We start from the raw sequence: 19,898 nt of genomic DNA on the forward strand, positions 1-19,898 counted from the left end.
CCCTATCGTCCCGCCCCCGGTCAGGGATAACCGCCCCAACCATCGTAAGGCGGATCGCCGCCCTCATGGTGTTCTTCGACCACCGGCGGCGCTGGCTGGTTGACGGCGTTCGCCTGGCTCTGGACCAGAGCCCCGCCCGCCCAGAACGGGTTGAGCGCGTCGAGCCCCGGCGGCGGATTTATGCTCGGCGGACGATCGTTGCCGAGGGAGAGATTCGCCTCCTCATTATTCGGAATGGTCTTCGCCCCGCCGTGCTGCCCGCCCCGGCTCGCCATCTGCGCGGTCATGGCCGCAATGGTCTCCGGCGGCACGCGGAACGGCTCCGACACAGGGCCGCCGCTCGGCGCACAGACGCCATAGCCCGAACGCATCAATGTCTGCGTATTGCCGCCGCCGGTGACGTCGATCTTGCCATATTGATGCACGACCAGCGTGCCGCATTCGCCGCCGACCCGCACCATCGCGGCGCCGCCGCGCACGCCGATCGAGGCCGTAGGCGTCTTCACGCTGGCGCCGGACCCGTGGCTGACGCCGCCGCCGACGAAGCGCATCACGCCTTTCGCCATCGACACGCCCTGACTGCCGCCGCCGACGTGATAAACGAAATCATCGATCACCACGGAGCTGTTGCGCCCCACCGTCATTGTCGACGTGTCGTTGAAGACGATCTGCGCGCTGCCGTCGGCCGAGGTGTCGATGCGCTCGCGCTTCTCGACGCCGAGGCCGACCGAGAGCGGATGCTTGCCGGAGCCGGGCGGCGTGCCATGCGCGGAGACATTTACCGCGCCGACATTGCCGACTTTTTCCGCTGCTGCCGGGAAGGCGGCGAGGCCGATGATCGAGGCGAGCGCGAAAGCGGAGATTTTCGTCATGATCTGTCTCCGTTATCAGAATTTCGCGGTCGGTCCGAAGGACACGGACACGTTCTGCGTCTTGAAATTCGGAATGTTCGAGTCGTTGCGCGCAAATTCGAGATTGCCGGCGAAGCCGAATGTGTCGGTCACCGGCGCGTCGAGCATCATGCCGTAAATCCACGCAGCGTCGCGCCGCGCGACGAAGGGATTGACCAGCGGATTGGCCATGTCGAAAGCAAGATGGGTGAAACGCGCATAGGGCGCGATCGTCCAGCGCCGCGCGATCATCGGATGCGGCGGGTCTACCTCAAGACGCAGCATAGCCTGCACGTCCACCTGATCGGAACTCTGCGCCGCATATCCCGCATTGGCGCGCGAATAGGCGACGCGGCCGTCGAGCCGCACATTCTCCCAGATGCGGTATGTGCCGCCGACATAGCCGGTGACGACGTCGCCCGTCGCCAGAGTCGAGAGCGTGCTGTAAGGCGGCGGACCGAATATCCCGCGACCGGGATCGACCCACAGGGAACGCCATTCGAAGCCCGGATCGACCGACGCGTCCGGACTGAATTCCGCACGGAAGCTCAGACCGGCGCCGCCCGTGTTGAGATAATTGTTCGACCCCAGCATCGACACCGCGCCCGTCAGATAGGGACGGATCGAGAAGGCGTGGACAAAGTCCTGCGGCACGAAGAAACGCGGGCCGATCGAACCGCCGAACAAGGCGACGCTGTATTGCGGCAGACGGAACTGCTCGGTCGCATAGGCCGTTACGCGCGTCTCCAGCCGGTCGCCGCGCTGATTCTCGAAATCATAGTCATGCGCCGCCTGCACGAGCTGGAAGGCGTTGAGATCGCCCTTGCGCGCGCCCGGCGAGGCGAGCCCGACGCCGCCCACCTGGAACAGATTGTTCGCCGGAAAATAATTGGCGTTGGATTGCGCCCGCAGGCCAAAATGCATGCGCACGCTGAGGCGGCTGGTCTCGGTGCGTTTCTCGATGTCGGGCAGTTGCGCCTCGATCTGCGCGGCCTGCGAGGGATCGAGACCGCCGGCCGCGAGCGCCGTGCGCAAATGCTGGGCCGACAGCCCGTAGGCGCCGAGCCGCGCATAAAGAAAACCAAGCTCCTTTTCAGCGCGCGACAGATTCGGATTGAACATCAGCAAGCGCTCGAGCGCGCCGACCGCGGCTTCATAGTCGCGTAATTCGGTCGAGATCGTCACATAACGATAGGTTGACTCGTAATCGGTGGGATTGCGCTGGATATGAGCGGCGAGCCGCTCCTGCTCGACCCGGGCGTCCTGCGCCTGCGCCGGGGACCCGAGCGCGACAGCGACGCAGATCGCGCCCAAAAAAGTCGTTACGGTCTTCGAGACGGAAATCAATGCACGCCCCCACTTGAAATGACGCTAAGACTCAACACCTGATAGCCGGTCGGCGACGAAGCTGACTCATGTTTACCGAAGTCGCAAGTTGCGAGGCTGTCCCCGACACGGGGGGCGCGTTTCTGATAAATAATTGAAATATAATTGTAAACACGGAAAACAATACCCGAAGTGTCGCGATGTTCCGACCCGCCGGCCGCCACGGGCGGCCAAACAAATTTCGAGTGTGACGGCTAAACCACAGATTCTGACGAGAGATTTTCGCCGGATCGCATTCGCCAGGCAAGAATTTTCCCGGAGATCTGGCCTTGCCCCTTGCCGCCGGCCGGCCCTTCGGCTTCTCGTACGCCCGCAACCGGCCACGCCAGCCGGAACCGCACTGGCCGGCCGCGCCGACGCATCGGCGGCGTTTTTGCGCTGCTGACGGGTTCGCTTGCAAGCAGTCGACGCAGGACGATCAGCAGGTCCGCCGCGCGCGCCGCCTCGCCTGCGTCCAGCGCATCGCGAATATCCGCGACAATGCGCAGCTGAGCTGAAGCGGGCTCGTAAACGCGGCGATACATCGCCAGAATCCGCTCATGTTCAGCGCCGGGGCTAACGCCCAGCATGATCTCATGGGCGCGGAGCCCGGCGACCTGCGTGCAACGCGCGATTGGCGTCAGTTGAGGGATCATCTGCCTCTCCTCGATCTTCTATCGCTCGTTTTGGGCTTTGCCTCTTCTTCGAGCGATTGCGACCGTAGGGGTCCCCTGCCCTTTTTTGTGTGCGCGAACGCACACTCCGTCAATCGGCGTCGTTCATCGCGTCCTGCACGCGCTTTTCCAGCACGGAGGGACGAAGCAGCACGAGGCCGCCACGGATTTTTTCCGCAAGCCCCTCGTCGATCATGGCGGTGAGTTCACGGCTCACCTGCTCGCGACGGCAGCCGATGCGCGCCGCGAGATCGTGCTGGAACGGCGGCGGCGAGACGATGGACTGGCCGTCATGCCCCTTGCGCGGCGCCGACATGCGCAAGAGCTCCGCATAAAGGCGATGACGCAGATCGAGCACGGAGCGCTCGAAGAGCCGCGTGTTGAGTTCGCGCACGCGCGATGTGAGGATGCGCAACAGGCGATCGCAAATCTCCGGCTCGTGCAGCACGATTTCGCGGAACACGGCCGGCGGCACGAGCAGAAGCTCGGCGTTGGTTAGCGCCGTGACGTTCGCCGAACGCTTGGCGCCGTCGATCGCGGCCATTTCGCCGAAGAATTTTCCGGGACCGAAATCGCCGAAGATCATCTCCTTGCCGGCGGCGGTGCGGATCAGGACGCGCACGTCGCCGCTGACGATGAAATAGACGTCCGTGGAGTGATCGTCGAAATCGAGAACGAGTTCCTCTTCCGAATATCGCTTGCGCACGCACTGACGCGCGAAAGTCTCGGCCCGCGTCGGATCGAGGCCGGCAAAAAACGGTATCCCGTCGAAAACGGACACGGAGGCGCGCTCCCAAGTAGAAATAGACGAAGGATTTTGTCGTCAAACTCTCTGGACGTCGAGTGGCGGAGGGTCAAGTCTTCGCGTTCGGGTGAAGAGATTCTTTCGTGAAAGCTCATAAGCGCGGCGCAAGCGTGACAATGCGCTGCGCCGCTGGCGCTATCCCGCAAGCCGGGCGAAGATCAACCATGAACGAAATGCGGCTCGCGACTTTCAACCTTGAAAATCTCGACTGGGCGCCCGGTCGGCCAGAGGCATTCGCGCGGCGGCGCGCGGCGCTGCTGCCGCTGCTTGACGATATAGACGCCGACATTCTCTGCCTTCAGGAGATCGACGCGCAGAAAACCTCCAAGCACGGTCCACGCGCCTATCTCGCGCTCGACCGACTGTTCGACGGCACGCGATACGCTGGTTTCCACCGTTTCACGAGCCTGCGGCCGGGCGCCGACACGCCCGCCGACGTGCACAACCTCGCTATCCTCAGCCGCTGGCCGATCCGTATACGGCGCCAGATCCACCATGAAATCGTCCCGCCATGGCCATGGCCGCCGCCCCGCGACGGCGACGTTACGCCCCCGCCGATCGCCATCGGCTGGGACCGGCCGATGCTCTATGCCGCGGTCGAGCTTCCCGACGGTCGATTGTTGCATGTCGTCAATCTGCACCTGCGCGCGCCGCGCCCCGTTCCCGTGCCCACCGCGCGGGGCGAGGGCTCCAGCCGCGCGTTGATCGAAGGCCAGTTCGTCGCCGCGCTGAAGCGCGAGGGTCAGGCGCTGGAAGCGCGGCTTTTCGCGGAGACGATCTTCGACGCCGAACCGGATGCGCTTCTCGCCATTTGCGGCGACTTCAACGCCGACGAGCATGACGCGCCGACGCGCCTGCTGCGCGGAGGCCGGGACGAGGGCGAAGACGCGCCGCGCGCGCTTCTGGCGCTGGAGGAGCGCGTCGCCCCCGCGAGCCGCTATACGGTGATCCACGCCGGGCGGCCGACGCTCATCGACCATATTCTCGCCTCCCACGCGCTGGCGGCGATGTGGCGGTCGACGGCGATCCTGAACGCCGGTTTGCAGGACGAGTTCTATGCAAAGGACCCGATCGACGGCTCGTTGCATGCGCCGGTCATGGCGATGTTCGAAATTTCCGGATAGAGCCGCGGCGCAGCGCGACATTGCGCAGGCGGCGCCAGGTTGTAGACTTGATTTGTAAAAGCGAGGCGACTCTAATGAAAACAATTGCGAAGCTGGTTTTAGGCCTTGCCGTCCTTGCATTTTCGTCGGCCGCGCCGACGAAAGCCGCGCAGGCGGAAGCGGTCAACGAACAGGAAGCCTATGAGATCGGCAAGGAGGCCTACATCTACCTTTATCCCCTCGTGACGATGGATGTGACGCGCAAGGTCATGACCAATATCGAGGCGGGAAAGAAGCCCGGCGCCGGCCCGATGAACGAATTCTCCCATGTTCGGGAATATCCGCCCGCGGATTTCAGGGACGTGGTGCGCCCGAACTTCGACACGCTCTATTCGATCGCCTGGCTCGACCTGACCAGGGAGCCGATCATCATGTCGGCGCCCGACACCAGGGGACGTTATTACCTTCTGCCGCTTCTGGACATGTGGAGCGATGTCTTCGCGGCGCCGGGCAAGCGCACGAGCGGCACGGCGGCCGCCAGTTTCGCCATCACGCCGCAGAACTGGCACGGCAAACTGCCAAAGGGCGTCGAAAGGATCGACGCGCCCACGCCCTATGTCTGGGTCATCGGCCGCATGCAGACCAATGGCCCGAAGGATTATGACGCCGTTCATGCAATTCAGGACGGATACAGGCTTACGCCGCTGTCGCGCTGGGGCAAGGCGGCGAAGCCCGCCGCCGCGAAGATCGATCCGGACGTGGATATGAAGACCCCGCCCCTCGATCAGGTCAACAACATGCCGGCCAGCAAATTCTTCTCCTATGCCGCCGAGCTGTTGAAGGTTAATCCACCGCATGTGACGGACTGGTCGCAGATTGCGCGGCTGAAACGCATCGGGATCGAGCCCGGCAAGAGCTTCGACGTCGAAAAGAGCGATCCCGCCGTGAAGCGCGCGCTCGAAAAAGCCCGCGCCGACAGTCTCGCCGAAATGGCGGCCAAGGTTACGACGCTGGCGCGCGTCGTCAACGGGTGGCAGATGAACACCGACACGATGGGCGTCTACGGCGATTATTATCTCAAGCGCGCCATCATCGCGCAGCAAGGGCTCGGCGCGAACCAGCCAGAGGACGCAATCTACCCATTCAATCTCGCCGACGGCGGCGGCAAGCCGCTCAAGGGCGAGAACAATTATGTGCTGCGCTTCGCAAAGAGTGAATTGCCGCCTGTCGGCGCTTTCTGGTCGCTCACCATGTATGACGATCAGGGCTTCCAGATCGCCAATCCGCTGAACCGTTTTGCGATCGGCGATCGCGACCCGTTGAAATATAACCCGGACGGCTCGCTCGATATTTATGTCCAGCACGCCAGTCCCGGCCCGGACAAGGAAACGAACTGGCTGCCCGCGCCGGCAAGCGGCGGCGCGAACATCACCATGCGCCTTTATGCGCCGAAGCCCGAGGCGCTCGACGGCCGCTGGGCGCCGCCGGCGGTGAAGCGGATCGATTGAGCGGGCGCGTCAAACCCGCTCGCCGTCCATCCCGATACGATGCATGAGGTAGCACAGGCAGTCGAGCCGCACCGCGCGCGGATCGACTGTCAGCATCGCGGGGATGGCCGCGCGGGAAAGGCGGATTTCGCCGCCCGTGTAATCGAAATACTCCTCCGGCTGCGCGTCGACGCTGTCGCCGGGAAGTATCTCCAGCCGCGCGCCCGGCGCCTGCACGGAGCCGAATGACGCACCAGGCGCCAGCTCGCTGAAATTCATGTGATCGATGTCGGAACGGAAAATGAAATCCGCGGGCGAACCGTCGAACGAAAAGCTCGCGTTCGCAGGCGGCTTCACGATGGCGTAGGTGCGCAGCAGGTCGACGTCGTGCGGCGCCGGCGCATGATCGGGAAGCTGGGAGATCGACAGCGCGGCCTCGACGAGTTCGATCGCATGTTCCGTCGCGGAGCCCGCGCCGGCCTTGCCGCATTCGACGGTGATCGCAGGGCAAAGCTCTGCGAAAGCCCCGGCCTGCGTGCCCACCGGCTGCTGGAAATGAACGACGGTGCGCGAAAAGAGCTGCGCCAGCGCGATGAATTTCGGTTCGAGCCTCCGCACGCAACTGTAGTGCGGATTGAAGCCAGTGTTGTTGTGGATGTCGATGCTGGCGAAAAGATTGCGCCTTGCCGCGTAGTCATAGACCCAGCGCGCCATATGCGCGAGCGGATCGTCGGGCGTGAGCGTGCCGGGCCAGACGCGGTTGTAGTCGCGCTCATCCGGCAGCGTGCGTACATGCGCGGCGGCAGCGCGAATATTGCCGATAAACAGCAACAGGGAACGATTCAACCCACGCGCGGCGTGGCGTCGCAACACCGCCTGCACGGCGCCGAGCCCGCTGTCCTCGTTGCCGTGCAGCAGCGTCGAAACGAACAGCGGATGCGGATCGCGTCCCGGCAGATCGAAAAGGGTCGGTCCGGGCAACAGATCGATCAACCTGTCCGCGGGGAAATCGAGAAAACCCTCGGGCAGCCGATCCATCACGGCGCAGGGCGCGTCAGTCACATACATTTTCACAAGTCCCATTCATGCACTGGCGCGCCGCTGCGCTGGCCTTCACAATAGGCGGCCATCATCGCATAGAGGTCGCCGTCGTTCGCTGCGAGCGCCCTGCGCTGCCACACGGCGCCGGTCTGGCGCGCGCGCACGCGAGCCTCGATCACATCGAGGAAGCCGCGCGAGTCGATCACGCCGAAATCGGCGAGGCCCTCGCGCGCGGCGGGTATGAGCCGCTCCAGCAGCAGCCTGTCGGCGCCGATCTCGCCGACGCCGGGCCATATCAGCGTAGCGTCCAGTCCATGGCGCGCGGCGGTGTAGAAATTGCGCCTGGCGTCGGCGAAAGGGAGCCCGGCCGTTCCCTCGTCCGTCATCGCCAGCGCGCGCGAAAGGCCAAGATAGAGCGCGGCGTTCGCCATCATGTCGACGAAGGTCGGCCCCGCCGGCAGGATGCGATGCTCGATGCGCAGATGCGGAGCGCCATCCTCGTCGAAACCGATCAGCGGACGGTTCCAGCGCCAGATGACGCCATTGTGCAGGCGCAGATGACGCAGCGCCTCGGGCGCGTCGTCGAACGCGATTGGCAGCAACGCCTCGTAGTCGCGCGCATTCTCCTCGAACACTTCGAGCAGCGAGCGCGTCGCATAGCCCGAGCCCATGGAGACTCGCGCCGGCCCCGGCACATCGACCGCCTGCTCGAAAAGCGGAATGCGGGTCTCCTCCCACAACGCCTTGCCGAAGAGGAATGGCGCGTTGCCGCAGGCGGCGAGAATTGGGCCGGAGGCGGCGATGGAGGCGTTGTAATAGCGATGCGCGAGATCTGCGGGGGATTTGAGATGCACCTGAAAAGAGGTTGTCGCCGCCTCCAGCATGACGTCGCGATGTTGCGAGACGAGATGTTCGCGGCCCAATATATCTACGCGCAGAGGGCGGCCGCCGCGCCGGCGCAGCACCTCCGTATTGAGGGCGTAATAGCGGTTGAGCGGCGACATGTTCGCGAGCGTGAGATCCTCGTCTCGGATCGTCGGCAGCGTACCGATGAGAACGAGATTGGCGTCCAACCGATGGGCGACGTCATTGCAGCGCGCCCAGACGTCGGTGAGGGCGTCATAGGCGCGCGCGAGCGCGTCGCCTTCGAGGATCAGCGGCTCGCAATTGAGTTCGAGATTGAAGCGCGAAAGCTCCGGCACGACGAGCGGACTGTTCAGCGCCTCGAGAAGCTCCTGATTGATCGAGGCAGGAAAGTAATTGTGATCGACGATCCAGGTCTCGATCTCGAAGCCGATCATGTGACCGGCGCGCGAGAATTTGTCGCCTGCGAAAAGGCGCCGGGCGATATGGGTTTCCTGCGCAAGGCGATCGGCGAAGCGCGCCTTGTCATCGCGCGTGAAGCCGGTTGTCTCGATTTCCTCGCCCATGCGCTTCCCGTCACGCCGACCGTTGATCTGCCGGGCTTTTATCCTGTCGCGGGGAAACGGAAAAGGCGGCGCGGCGAAGGGTCGCGTTGGCGCTGTCGTATCGTCCTTCGCAAGCAGGGGTCGCGCGCAGCCTTTTTCGGGGACAGAACGCCGCCATTCCACTAAATTGCCGCGCGACTCGTCCCCGGAGCCCGACATTGTCCGACATTGCCTACGTAAATGGCGCCTTCACGCCGCTCGTCGAGGCGCGCATCTCCATTCTCGACCGCGGCTTCCTCTTCGGCGACGGGGTCTACGAGGTCGCGGCCGTGATCGACGGCAAGCTTGTCGACAATGAAGCGCATATTGCGCGGCTAGAGCGTTCGCTGAGGGAGTTGCGGCTCGATAGTCCGGTTCCGATCAGCCGTATCGTCGAAATCGAAAGAGAGCTTGTCGCGCGCAATGGCGTCGCCGAGGGCATGGTCTATCTGCAGGTGACGCGCGGCGCGGCGGATCGCGATTTCGCCTTTCCGGAAGGCGTAACGCCGACGCTCGTCGCCTTCGCACAGAAGAAGAACATACTCGCCTCCCCCGCCGCGCGGACGGGCGTGAAGGTCGTCACCGTGCCGGAGATGCGCTGGGCGCGGCGCGACATAAAGAGCGTCGCGCTGCTCGCGCAGGTGCTCGCCAAGCAGGCGGCGGTAGAGGCCGGCTGTCAGGAAGCCTGGATGGTCGACGCCGACGGCTTCGTGACCGAGGGCTCGTCTTCGACGGCCTTCATCATCACAAAGGCCGGCGTCATCGTCACGCGCCCCAATTCACGGGAGATCCTGCCCGGTTGCACGCGCCGCTCCGTGCTGGCGCTGGCCGAACAGGATGGTCTGACGATCGAGAAACGGGGCTTTACGGTCGCGGAGGCTTTCGAGGCGGCGGAGGCTTTTCTCACCAGCGCGTCCAATCTCGTATTGCCGATCGTCTCGATCGACGGCCGCTCCATCGGCACCGGCGTTCCGGGCGATCACGCCACGCGGTTGCGCGCGATCTACCTCGACTTCGCGCGCGCAACTGCTGTTTAGTCACCGCTGCATCTGCACATGGTCGAAATCTGAGCTTCGCTCTTCCTGAATCGCGAGCGCGAGAATGAGGCTGAAGACGGCCGCGGCCAGGCACCAGAGCGAATACCAGGCAGGCCGGTTTTCGACGAGCGCAAAGACGAACGTGCCGAACACCGCCAGTCCGAACAGCGCAACGCCGCGCCGCTCGCAGCAGACGAGCGGAACCACCGTCAGGACGACGTATAGAAAATCCGCGATCAGCGGCGGCCTTTCGAAAAGCGGGTCGTAGGCGAGCGAATGCCTGACGACCGTCAGGTCGATGCCGTCGGAGCCGGCAAGCTTCAGGATCAGATAGACCGCAAGGATCACGCCCGTCCCGCCCATCAGCCGCCAGAGGCGCTGGCGCTCGGGGTCGGCCTCGGCATAGGCCGCCGCGAAGGGCGTGAGCACGGGCCACACCGTGAAAGCGATGAGCGTGTAGACGTAACGAAACGGCTGGCCGCGCTCCGGATCATGGAGCGTGAGCCAGACTGCGCCCTCCGTGAACTGGTGCACACTGAAAACCAGAGGGAACGCGGCGAAGACAAGCATGCGCCGGTCATGACGCAACGCCTTGGAAACCATGCCGAAACCGGCCAGTCCCAGACCAAGCCCCGCGGTGACGCTTGCCTCTAGCGAGTAGCACATGGCTCGACCCAACCCTGTGACCACTGACAGTAAGGTTGAACGAACACGATTTTATCGCAGTGTTTGCATTCGTCGAGATGCGCGATACGCAAAAAAAAAGCCCCGCTCGACAGAGTCGAGCGGGGAAGTTTCTGGGTGGGAGGTTCCCCCACGCGGGAGGGAGTGCAACCGCGTGAAGCTCTGTTACGCAGATCTGGCTGCGAAAAGTGGCGGCCGGCGTCGAAGCAAGGGGGAGCGACGCCGGCCAGGGAGCGCGCGCCGGGCGAATGCGCGCGCCCCAAATCAGCGTCGGAGCAAAGCCTCCACTCCTTCCGCGCCAAGGAGTTCGCGGAAGCGGCCGAGGATCTGCAACACCACGCCGAATATGGCGAGCGACATCCATCCGAAGAACACGAAGCCCCAATGCAGCGGGCCGGCGAAGCCTTCATCCATCGACCAGGAGGTGTGGCCCCATTCATTGAAACCGACATTGGGGATGGTCATGAACACGCCGACGACGAGCACCAGGAAAGCAAGCGAAAAGCCCTTCGCGAAAAAGGGAAGGCGTGTCCTTGCATAGAAGAACGCGCCTATCCCGATGATCGCGAACAGCGGATATGAAATATAAAAGGTGATGATATTGCTTGGGGTGAAATCGGTGTCGCGCACGGCGGTCATGTGCCAGACCGCCGTCTGCTCGGAGAAGAAGCTCAGGCCCCAGAACAGCGCCAGAGCGAAAACAACCAGCCATTGGACGAGAAAGAACAGCCGGCGCGTTTCGGCGGCCGGCGTCAGCAGCGTGAAGTCCCGATCCCGCGTGCGCCAGAGATAGGCGACGAGGGCGATGACGCTGAAGAAACCCAGCACGACGGCGAACTGAAGCAGATTGATCCAGAAAGTCTGGAATTCGGGCGAGAAGGAGTCGAGCCCCGCGGTCCATCCGAAGCGCTGCTCATAAGCGCGCAAAATCGCGACGAGCAGCGTCAGGGCGGCTATGCCGATCAATACAGGTCTTTTGTCGAGGATCGGTTCGACGCGTTGTACGGCGCCGGCGCGATCTGCGTCAGTCATGCTCATTATTATTGTCTCCAAAATCTGGGTGCGGTCGAAGGGCAACGTCCTTCGTGGCTCTGCGGGGGCGCGTCGAGCGCCCGGCGGCGAAGGCGTCGCCGCGTGAGAGAGGATCAAAAGCGAAAGCAGTGTCGCTTCAGCCGCGTCGCGCTAACGCGGCCCTTTCCGCAGAGATCGAACGCCTGGGGAATACATCAGGCCGGTCCGTGACGGACCAGTAGCCTCAGCGTCGATGCCGGAAAGGGATCAGGCCGCGAGGGCCGGCGGCGCCCGTGGAGACTGTGGCGCTACTTTGGGCTCCACGCGCAACAGGGGCGTGGAGACGATCGGAGCGGGCGCAGCGGCCACGCCGGGGAAGTCCAGAACGAGCGCAAACACCGCCCTGACGACAGGCGCATCGAGCGCGCCGCCATGCATTATACAGCACAGGCCGTGATGCTGGGTCTTCGCGGGCGTCTGGGGCTGTCCGTCGTCGCTCGACGTCTTTTGCGTCGCGCAGGTCACGCCGAACGTCGCGCCCTGCCCTCCCTCTGTCGCCGCGACGGCGAAGCCCGCGAAGGCGATTTGCAGCAGCAGCAGGCAGGCGACGAGCGTCGCAACGCTTCGCGCAAACACTCCCTGTTCCTGCCCGAATGGACGCACGGCCGCTATCTCCCGGTTCCAGATACAGGCTATTTGCGGCGTAGAAAGGGGTCAAGCGGCGTTGAAGCATAATTGCGCATGTGCGTCGAAACGTCGCGCGACGCTCCGTCCCGTCAAATGCGGCGATTCAGCTCCGATCGGAACATTTGCGAACACGCGGCGTTTCATTGGCAGATAGCTTGCCTTGGGAGGATACCATGGGCGACCTGTTATACTATGCGATCGTCTTCCTCGTTGTAGCGCTTGTGGCCGCATTCTTCGGATTCGGCGGCGTCGCCGGTTTTGCAATGGAAGGCGCCCGGCTTCTCTTCTGGGTAGCGTTGTTCCTTTTCGTCGTTTCCGCTGTCGTCGGAATAATCCGAAGGGCCTGACGCTCTAATGCTTTTCCCCCGACTAAGGCCGGTTGCCCTATGTGCTAACCGGCCTCTTTATCTGTCGGCACATTCTGGAGCGCGGCCAACCATGCATCTGCGCTCGAGTCGCTTGGCGCGCGCCAGTCGCCGCGTGGCGAGAGCGAACCGCCGGAACTGACTTTCGGCCCATTTGGGAGCGCCGATCGCTTGAACTGGCTCGTCGCAAAAAAGCGCCGCACGAAAACTGTGAGCCAATGCTTGATCTCGGCGAGATCATAGGCGCAGCGATCCGATTGCGCGATCACGGACGGCCAAACTCCGCTCTCAGCGTCGCGCCATGCGCGCCACGCCAGGAACGCAACTTTTGCCGGACCGAAGCCAAAGCGCGTGATGTAATAAAGATTGAAATCCTGTAGCGCGTAGGGGCCGACGAAGGCTTCCGTGCGTTGCGCGGTTTCGCCGGGAATGAGCTCAGGCGAAATCTCGGTCGCAAGAACATCTTCCAGCACGGCGACCGTCTCGGCGCCGAAGCGCGCATCGCGCGCGCACCAGCGAATGAGATGCTGGATGAGCGTTTTCGGCACGGATGCATTGACGTTGTAATGCGACATCTGATCGCCGACGCCATAGGTGCACCAGCCGAGCGCGAGTTCCGAAAGATCGCCTGTGCCGATGACGATGGCGTCGTGCTGATTGGCGAGACGGAAGAGCAGCGACGTGCGCGCGCCCGCCTGCACATTCTCATATGTCGCGTCATAGATCTCTTCGCCGCGCGCGACAGGATGGCCGATATCGGAGAGCATCTGCGTGCAGGCGGCGGAGACGTCGATCTCCTGCGCGGAGACGCCGAGCGCCTGCATGAGGCGCCACGCGTTGCTTTTCGTGCGATCCGTCGTGGCGAAGGCCGGCAAAGTATAGCCAAGTATATTCTCGCGCGGCAGGCCGAGCCTGCCCATCGCGGTCACGGCGACGAGAAGCGCATGGGTGGAGTCGAGGCCGCCCGAAACCCCGATGACGACCTTCTGCATTCTCGTCGCGCGCAGGCGCTGCTCCAGTCCATGCGACTGGATGTTGAAGGCCTCGAAACACAATTCCGCGAGCCGCGTCTCGTCGTTCGGCACGAAAGGAAAGCGCGGGACGTCACGCATGAATCCGAGATCGCGATCGCGCGGCGCGGCGAGTTCGAATTCGACGCGGCGAAACTGCGTCGCGCCCGCTTCGACGTCGGCGCAATCGCCGAAAGTGACCTGCCGGGCGCGTTCCGCAACGAGCCGGCCCAGGTCGATGTCCGCGAGAACGAGTTGCGGCTCATCGGAAAAGCGCGGAGCCTTGGCGAGCAACTGGCCATTCTCGTGGATCATCGCCTCGCCGTCCCAGGCGAGATCGGTCGTCGACTCGCCCTGCCCCGCCGCCGAATAGAGATAGGCGGAAAGGCAACGCGCTGAATGAGCGGCGCAGAGGATCTGCCGATGATCGGATTTGCCGACGATGGCGTTGGACGCGGAAAGATTCAGCAGCACTGTGGCGCCGGCGAGCGCCGCGCGCGACGAGGGGGGAATCGGAACCCAGACGTCCTCGCAGACCTCCATATGGACGACGAGATTGTCGAAGTCGCCCGCCTCCAGCAGAACGTCAGAGCCAAACGGCGCAATCTGCCCCGCGACCGAAATCTCCTCGCCCGCGACGAAGGCGCCGGAGGCGAAATGGCGCCGCTCATAGAATTCGCGATAGTTCGGCAGATAGATTTTCGGCGTCACCGCCAGCACGCGGCCGCGCAATATGGCTATGGCGCAATTATAAAGCCGTCCGCGATGGCGCAGCGGGGCGCCGACGACGATCAGCGGATGCAGCGCGCGCGAGACCTCAATGAGTTCACGCAGCGCGGCTTCGACAGCGGCGAGCAGCGCGTCCTGCTGCAAAAGATCGTCGATGGCGTAGGCCGAAAGTCCGAGTTCAGGGAACAGGATGAGCGAAGCGCCGCGCTGGTCCGCCTCCCGCGCCATTTCTATCGTGCGCGCAACATTGAAGGCGGGATCGGCGACGCGCACGCGCGGACAAGCCACCGCCGCGCGTATGAAACCATGGGTGTGAATCGAGAAAAAGGGGTGGGTCATCGAGGTCCGCATCAATGGCCGGGCCTTGCGCCGGACCGAATAGCGCCGTTCTGCGCCGCGATAATGCAGAATGTAACGCGCAAAGTCACATTTGTTTTTTCGGTGAACGCGCGTGAGAACTCAGTCTTTTTTTGGCTCCGGTTGCTTAATTTCATCATCCGGCTTGAGTATATGCCGGGTGTCGAACACGACAGTCAGTCCCTGTTCTCCGTCACGATACATGACAACCGTAACGGAAAAATTGGGCCCCGCGGGCTCATTGGCGACGATCGGCCGCGCGGGACCCGCGCGCCAGTCCGTCAGACGAAAAAGCGTGTAGCCGCGGGCGACGGTCTCCTTCGCCGCGAGGACGAGCAGGTTCCTGATCACCGACTCGTCGGCAGGCCCCTCCGCCTCTATCAGGTTGAGGCGCACCATGTTGGGCCCGAGAGACTCGACTTTCGTCGAAAGACAGGCTGCGAGCGCAACGCTCGCGGCCAAGACGGCCATTGCCGAAGCCAATCGCTTGAAACGAATTATGACGTCACTCCCGGAACACGAACGCGCCGCGCATCCTGCGCAAATGAGTTCTCGCCGCCTCGATCGCGAGACCGTAGCCGATCAGTCGGCGAGGTCAATGATCCGGCCGGTGGCGGTCGGCGCACGGGCCGGGAAGCGGCAAACCCATGAAAAAGGGCGGGGTCTCCCCCGCCCTTCAAAACTGCGCGATGTCCGCGGCTCAACCCCAGTGCGCCAGGATCGCCAGCATCAGCAACGCGACGATGTTGGTGATCTTGATGGCCGGGTTCACGGCCGGGCCCGCGGTGTCCTTGTAGGGGTCGCCGACGGTGTCGCCCGTGACGGAGGCCTTGTGCGCCTCGGAGCCCTTCATGTGCTTCACGCCGTCCTTGTCGACGAAGCCGTCCTCGAAGGACTTCTTGGCGTTGTCCCAGGCGCCGCCGCCGGAGGTCATCGAGATCGCGACGAAGATGCCGTTGACGATCACGCCGAGCAGCAACGCGCCGACGGCCGCCAAAGCGTTGGCCTTGCCGCCGCCCAGGATCAGCACGGCGATGAACATCACGATCGGCGCAGCGACCGGCAGCAGGGACGGAACGATCATTTCCTTGATCGCCGCCTGCGTCAGCATGTCGACCGCGCGGCCGTAATCAGGACGGGCGGAGCCGTCCATGATGCCCGGCTTCTCCTTGAACTGACGACGCACTTCCTCGACGACGGAACCCGCCGCGCGGCCGACCGCCGTCATGGCGATGCCGCCGAAGAGGTAGGGGATCAGGCCGCCGAAGATCAGGCCGGCGACCACGAAGGGATTCGACAGGCTGAAGTCGATGTTCTCGAGGCCCTTGAAAAAGGACACGCCCGTTTCAGCGAAGTGCTTGATGTCGTTCGTGTAGGCCGCAAACAGCACCAGCGCGCCGAGGCCGGCGGAGCCGATGGCGTAGCCCTTGGTCACGGCCTTGGTCGTGTTGCCGACGGCGTCGAGCGCGTCGGTCGACTGGCGCACTTCCTTCGGCAGGCCGGACATTTCGGCGATGCCGCCGGCGTTGTCGGTCACGGGGCCGAACGCGTCGAGCGCGACGATCATGCCGGCGAGGCCGAGCATCGTCGTGACGGCGATCGCCGTGCCATAGAGGCCGCCGAAGTTATAGGTGAGGATGATGCCGAGTACGATCACCAGAGCCGGCGCCGCCGTCGCTTCGAGCGACACTGCGAGACCCTGAATGACGTTCGTGCCATGGCCCGTCACCGAGGCCTGCGCAATCGACACCACCGGGCGCTTGCCCGTGCCGGTGTAATATTCGGTGATGTAGACTATGGCGCCCGTCACGATCAGGCCGATGAGGCCGCAGAAGAACAGGCCGATGCCGTGGATCGCCTCGCCATTCACCTTGCCGACTTCGCCGAAGCCGACGGTAAAGAGCGTCGCGAGGAAGAGGCCGGCGACCGACAGAACGCCCGCCGCGATCAGGCCCTTGTAGAGGGCGTCCATGATCGAGTCGTTCTTGAGGCCGATCTTCTCGAAATAAGGCGCGGCGATCTTGCCCCACTGCGTGTCGTCTTCGCCGAGCTTCACGAAATAGGTGCCGGCGATGGAGGTGAGGATCGAGAGGCCGCCAATCGCCAGCGGATAGAGCACCGCGCTCGCGAGGCCCGACTGGCCCGCAAAGAAGATCGACGCCAGCACCATGGTCGCGACGACCGTCACGGCGTAGGTCTCGAAGAGGTCGGCCGCCATGCCCGCGCAGTCGCCGACATTGTCGCCGACGTTGTCGGCGATTGTGGCCGGGTTGCGCGGATCATCCTCCGGAATGCCCGCCTCGACCTTGCCGACGAGGTCGGCGCCGACGTCGGCGCCCTTGGTGAAGATGCCGCCGCCGAGACGCGCGAAGATCGAGATCAGCGAAGCGCCGAAGCCCAGGGCGACCAGCGCGTCGACCACGACGCGGTCGGACGGCGTATAGCCCGCGAACCAGGTGAGAATAGCGTAGTAAACCGCGACGCCGAGGAGCGCCAGACCCGCGACGAGCAGGCCCGTGACCGCGCCGGCCTTGAAGGCGATGTCCAGTCCGCCCGCGAGCGACTTGGTCGCCGCCTGCGCCGTGCGCACATTGGCGCGGACCGACACGTTCATGCCGATATATCCGGCCGCGCCGGAGAGCGCGGCGCCGATGGCGAAGCCGAAAGCCACCGCCCAGCCAAGCAGGATGACGAGAAGCACGAAGATCACGCCGCCGACCATGCCGATGGTCTTGTACTGGCGATTGAGATAGGCCTGCGCGCCTTCAGCGACCGCGCCGGAAATTTCCTGCATCCGCTGCGAGCCTGGATCGGCCGCGAGCAGCTCCTGTGATGTCTTCACGCCGTAAACGACGGACATCAGTCCGAAGACGATGGTGAGAAAAAGGACCATATTGGCTTCGCCTTTTCGTTCTTCAGCCGGGGGACGGCCGAAACTGATCGCGCCACGTGAGGATGTTGCGCAACGGAAAAAGGAAACGCGACCGCGCCGAACGAATCGGCCGGGCGCCCGCGAATTTTCCGGGCGCTTCTTGCCAGAAACCGGGCTTCGCGGCAATGGCGGGCGGGATTTCACCCGTCAGAAATGGCTGAAAGACAATTTTCCGAAAATTACAGGTTTCTTATGGGCATCGCGCAGGATCGGGGGCGCTGTTCCGGCCGTGATCGCGCCTATGCGGGCCACCCCCTCGGGCGGGCTGAAGTCAGGGGCGGCGGTGAAGAGGATTTCATAATCATCCCCGCCAGTTATTGCAGACTCGAACAGCCCGGGCGCAAGCTCGATCGCCTCCCGCGCCGCGTCGGAGAGCGGGATCAACGGCAGATCGACCAGAGCGCTGACGCCGGACGCCCGGCACAGTTTGGCGAGATCGCCCGCGAGACCGTCGGAGACATCCATGGCGGCGCTGGCGTGTTCGCGCAGGAGCGGCGCCAGATCGAGGCGGGGCCGCGGCAGCAGATAGCGGTCCAGCAGGAAGTCGCGCGCATCAGGCGAGAGCCTCGCCGCAAGCGCCGGATCGCGCCGCAGGGCAAGGCCGAGCGCGGCGTCGCCCGTCGTCCCCGAGACGTAGATCCCGTCGCCGGCCCGCGCGCCAGTTCGGGGGACGAAACGCGGCGTCCGGCCGAGGGCGGTGATGGAGATTGTCAGCGGCCCTGGCGTCGACGCCGTGTCGCCACCGAGAAGCGGCGCGGCGTAAGTCCGCGCATCGTCCGCAAGACCTGCGGCGAAAGCCGAAAGCCATTCGTTCGTCCACTCTCCGGGGAGCGCGATCGACAGCAGGAAGCCCGCCGGCGCCGCGCCCTTGGCGGCGAGATCGGAGAGATTGACGCGAAGCGCCTTCCTCGCGACCGCGTCCGGCGGATCGTCGGCGAAGAAATGCACCCCCGCGACGAGCATGTCCGTCGTCACGACGAGCGGCTCGGCCGAGGCCGCGAGCAGAGCCGCATCATCCTTCAGGCCCAGCCCCGCGGGCCCCGCGATGGGCGCGAAGATGCGAGCGATGAGTTCGTCTTCGCTGTAGCGGTCAGCCATCGCCTCGCCCTCGCGCATCCAGACGCTCGCGCCTCGGCATGAGGGCGAGGAGGCTTAATCAACCCGAGGAGCCGCCGCTGACGGCGCCCCGAAGGACCAGTAAGCCCTTATCCCAGTTCCTCCGCCCGCTCCTCGCGCGCAATCTTGTCGAGCACCGCGTTCACCATGCCGGACTCCGTCGGCCCGAAAAAGGCGCCGGCGACGTCGACATATTCCTTGATGACCACGCGCGCCGGCACGTCCTTGCGCGCTCGCAGCTCATAGGCGCCCGCGCGCAACGCGGCGCGCATCACCGCCTCGACGCGCGACAGCGGCCAGCCGCCGGAAAGCACGCGGTCAATCTGCCGGTCGATCGCGACCTGGTCGGTCAGCACGCCCTGCAGCACGTCGCGAAAGAAGGTCACTTCCGCGGGCTTGTATTGCACGCCCTCGATCTCGCGCCCGATCCAATGCGACTCGAATTCGGCGAAGATTTCGTTGAGGCCCTTGCCGGCGACCTCCATCTGATAAAGCGCCTGCACGATGGCGAGGCGCGCGGCGGAGCGCTGGTCGAGACTCATGCGAGGCTCCGCTTCAGACGCACCAGCGCAAGCGCGGCATGCGCCGCGTCGGCGCCCTTGTCGCCCTGTTTCGGATCGGCGCGCACAATCGCCTGTTCGTCATTTTCCACGGTCAGTATTCCATTGCCAAGCGGCAGGCGCCGCGACACCGAAAGATCGGTCAGGGCGCGCGAACTTTCATTCGCCACGATTTCGAAATGATAGGTCTCGCCCCGAATGACGCAGCCCAGCGCCACGAGACCGTCATAAGGCTGGCCCGACTTCTCCGCCGCGTCGATCGCGATGGCCGCGGCGGCGGCGATCTCCAGCGCGCCGGGAACCTCGATCACTGTCGCTGTCGCGCCGAGGCGTTCGATCGCCGCCAGCGCGCCCTCGCGCAGTTGCGCCACGATGTCGGCGTTGAACCTTGCCGCAACAACGAGAATGCGTGCGCCGGGAACAGGCGTCGCGTCAACGTCGTCGGGTGAAAAACCTGCCATAGTGCTCAGAACTCCGAAGGCCCCCACCGCAACCCTCCCTCGCGCAGCGGGGAAAGGAGTCAGACGCGGCGCTCTGCTGACGCAGCGCCAAAGCAGATCAAGAGCGTCCCCTCTCCCGCGCGGCGGGGAGCGACAG

The 19,898-nt window shown here is 64.2% G+C and carries 19 protein-coding genes; 4 read left to right on the forward strand and 15 right to left on the reverse strand.

Annotated features, from left to right (window positions below; genetic code table 11):
• Window positions 1–20 precede the first annotated feature (20 nt).
• The 4 genes from MET49242_RS07905 to MET49242_RS07920 form a co-directional block, all read right to left on the reverse strand.
• Window positions 21–872 carry a FecR domain-containing protein gene (locus tag MET49242_RS07905; protein WP_084678931.1) on the reverse strand — a complete coding sequence of 284 codons (852 nt, stop codon included), beginning with the start codon at window positions 870–872 and terminating at the stop codon, window positions 21–23.
• A 15-nt stretch (window positions 873–887) separates the two neighbouring features.
• Window positions 888–2,237, reverse strand: a complete 1,350-nt coding sequence (locus MET49242_RS07910) for a tetratricopeptide repeat protein (RefSeq protein ID WP_244430757.1) — start codon at window positions 2,235–2,237, stop codon at window positions 888–890.
• Between the two features lie 233 nt (window positions 2,238–2,470).
• Window positions 2,471–2,911 carry a polysaccharide deacetylase gene (locus MET49242_RS07915; protein ID WP_144259515.1) on the reverse strand — a complete coding sequence of 147 codons (441 nt, stop codon included), beginning with the start codon at window positions 2,909–2,911 and terminating at the stop codon, window positions 2,471–2,473.
• A 109-nt stretch (window positions 2,912–3,020) separates the two neighbouring features.
• Window positions 3,021–3,710 (reverse strand): Crp/Fnr family transcriptional regulator, encoded by a 690-nt coding sequence (locus tag MET49242_RS07920; RefSeq protein WP_036282098.1) that lies wholly within the window; start codon window positions 3,708–3,710, stop codon window positions 3,021–3,023.
• Window positions 3,711–3,898: 188 nt separating this feature from the next.
• On the opposite strand from MET49242_RS07920, the gene MET49242_RS07925 reads away from it, so the two are divergent.
• The gene (locus tag MET49242_RS07925) at window positions 3,899–4,858 is read left to right on the forward strand and encodes an endonuclease/exonuclease/phosphatase family protein (RefSeq protein ID WP_036282101.1); all 960 of its coding nucleotides are present in this window, start codon (window positions 3,899–3,901) and stop codon (window positions 4,856–4,858) included.
• Between the two features lie 74 nt (window positions 4,859–4,932).
• Entirely contained in the window at window positions 4,933–6,345 is a 1,413-nt protein-coding gene (locus tag MET49242_RS07930; RefSeq protein WP_036282104.1) for a DUF1254 domain-containing protein, read from the forward strand.
• 9 nt (window positions 6,346–6,354) lie between these two features.
• On the opposite strand, the gene MET49242_RS07935 is transcribed toward MET49242_RS07930, so the two are convergent.
• Complete coding sequence (locus tag MET49242_RS07935; protein ID WP_084679301.1) at window positions 6,355–7,392, reverse strand: M14 family metallopeptidase; 1,038 nt, start codon at window positions 7,390–7,392, stop codon at window positions 6,355–6,357.
• A gap of 2 nt (window positions 7,393–7,394) precedes the next feature.
• Window positions 7,395–8,795: a hypothetical protein gene (locus tag MET49242_RS07940; RefSeq protein ID WP_036287345.1), complete on the reverse strand. Its 1,401-nt coding sequence runs from the start codon at window positions 8,793–8,795 to the stop codon at window positions 7,395–7,397.
• Between the two features lie 197 nt (window positions 8,796–8,992).
• Here MET49242_RS07940 and MET49242_RS07945 point away from each other — a divergent pair, with 197 nt between their 5' ends.
• Complete coding sequence (locus MET49242_RS07945; RefSeq protein WP_036282107.1) at window positions 8,993–9,850, forward strand: D-amino-acid transaminase; 858 nt, start codon at window positions 8,993–8,995, stop codon at window positions 9,848–9,850.
• Here MET49242_RS07945 and MET49242_RS07950 read toward each other — a convergent pair whose 3' ends face one another.
• From MET49242_RS07950 to MET49242_RS07960, 3 genes are all read right to left on the reverse strand, one after another.
• Window positions 9,851–10,516 (reverse strand): DUF6629 family protein, encoded by a 666-nt coding sequence (locus tag MET49242_RS07950; protein ID WP_036282110.1) that lies wholly within the window; start codon window positions 10,514–10,516, stop codon window positions 9,851–9,853.
• A 282-nt stretch (window positions 10,517–10,798) separates the two neighbouring features.
• Complete coding sequence (locus tag MET49242_RS07955) at window positions 10,799–11,572, reverse strand: methane monooxygenase/ammonia monooxygenase subunit C (RefSeq protein ID WP_084678932.1); 774 nt, start codon at window positions 11,570–11,572, stop codon at window positions 10,799–10,801.
• Window positions 11,573–11,812: 240 nt separating this feature from the next.
• Complete coding sequence (locus MET49242_RS07960) at window positions 11,813–12,208, reverse strand: DUF2946 family protein (protein WP_144259516.1); 396 nt, start codon at window positions 12,206–12,208, stop codon at window positions 11,813–11,815.
• A gap of 197 nt (window positions 12,209–12,405) precedes the next feature.
• Here MET49242_RS07960 and MET49242_RS07965 point away from each other — a divergent pair, with 197 nt between their 5' ends.
• Window positions 12,406–12,579 (forward strand): DUF1328 family protein, encoded by a 174-nt coding sequence (locus MET49242_RS07965; protein ID WP_036287350.1) that lies wholly within the window; start codon window positions 12,406–12,408, stop codon window positions 12,577–12,579.
• Window positions 12,580–12,623: 44 nt separating this feature from the next.
• On the opposite strand, the gene MET49242_RS07970 is transcribed toward MET49242_RS07965, so the two are convergent.
• From MET49242_RS07970 to ribH, 6 genes are all read right to left on the reverse strand, one after another.
• A complete protein-coding gene (locus MET49242_RS07970) occupies window positions 12,624–14,675 on the reverse strand; it encodes an NAD(+) synthase (RefSeq protein WP_036282117.1) in 2,052 nt (683 codons plus the stop codon).
• Between the two features lie 120 nt (window positions 14,676–14,795).
• On the reverse strand, window positions 14,796–15,164 hold the full coding sequence (locus tag MET49242_RS07975) for a hypothetical protein (protein WP_036282121.1): 369 nt from the start codon (window positions 15,162–15,164) through the stop codon (window positions 14,796–14,798).
• A 229-nt stretch (window positions 15,165–15,393) separates the two neighbouring features.
• The gene (locus tag MET49242_RS07980; protein ID WP_036287353.1) at window positions 15,394–17,586 is read right to left on the reverse strand and encodes a sodium-translocating pyrophosphatase; all 2,193 of its coding nucleotides are present in this window, start codon (window positions 17,584–17,586) and stop codon (window positions 15,394–15,396) included.
• 186 nt (window positions 17,587–17,772) lie between these two features.
• Complete coding sequence (gene thiL, locus MET49242_RS07985; protein WP_036287356.1) at window positions 17,773–18,723, reverse strand: thiamine-phosphate kinase; 951 nt, start codon at window positions 18,721–18,723, stop codon at window positions 17,773–17,775.
• Between the two features lie 107 nt (window positions 18,724–18,830).
• Window positions 18,831–19,283 (reverse strand): transcription antitermination factor NusB, encoded by a 453-nt coding sequence (nusB, locus tag MET49242_RS07990; protein WP_036282124.1) that lies wholly within the window; start codon window positions 19,281–19,283, stop codon window positions 18,831–18,833.
• Window positions 19,280–19,762 carry a 6,7-dimethyl-8-ribityllumazine synthase gene (ribH, locus tag MET49242_RS07995; RefSeq protein ID WP_036282127.1) on the reverse strand — a complete coding sequence of 161 codons (483 nt, stop codon included), beginning with the start codon at window positions 19,760–19,762 and terminating at the stop codon, window positions 19,280–19,282. Before ribH ends, nusB begins: the two co-directional genes overlap by 4 nt.
• Window positions 19,763–19,898 lie beyond the last annotated feature (136 nt).

The organism is Methylocystis sp. ATCC 49242, assembly GCF_000188155.2.
Taxonomy (GTDB): Bacteria; Pseudomonadota; Alphaproteobacteria; order Rhizobiales; family Beijerinckiaceae; genus Methylocystis.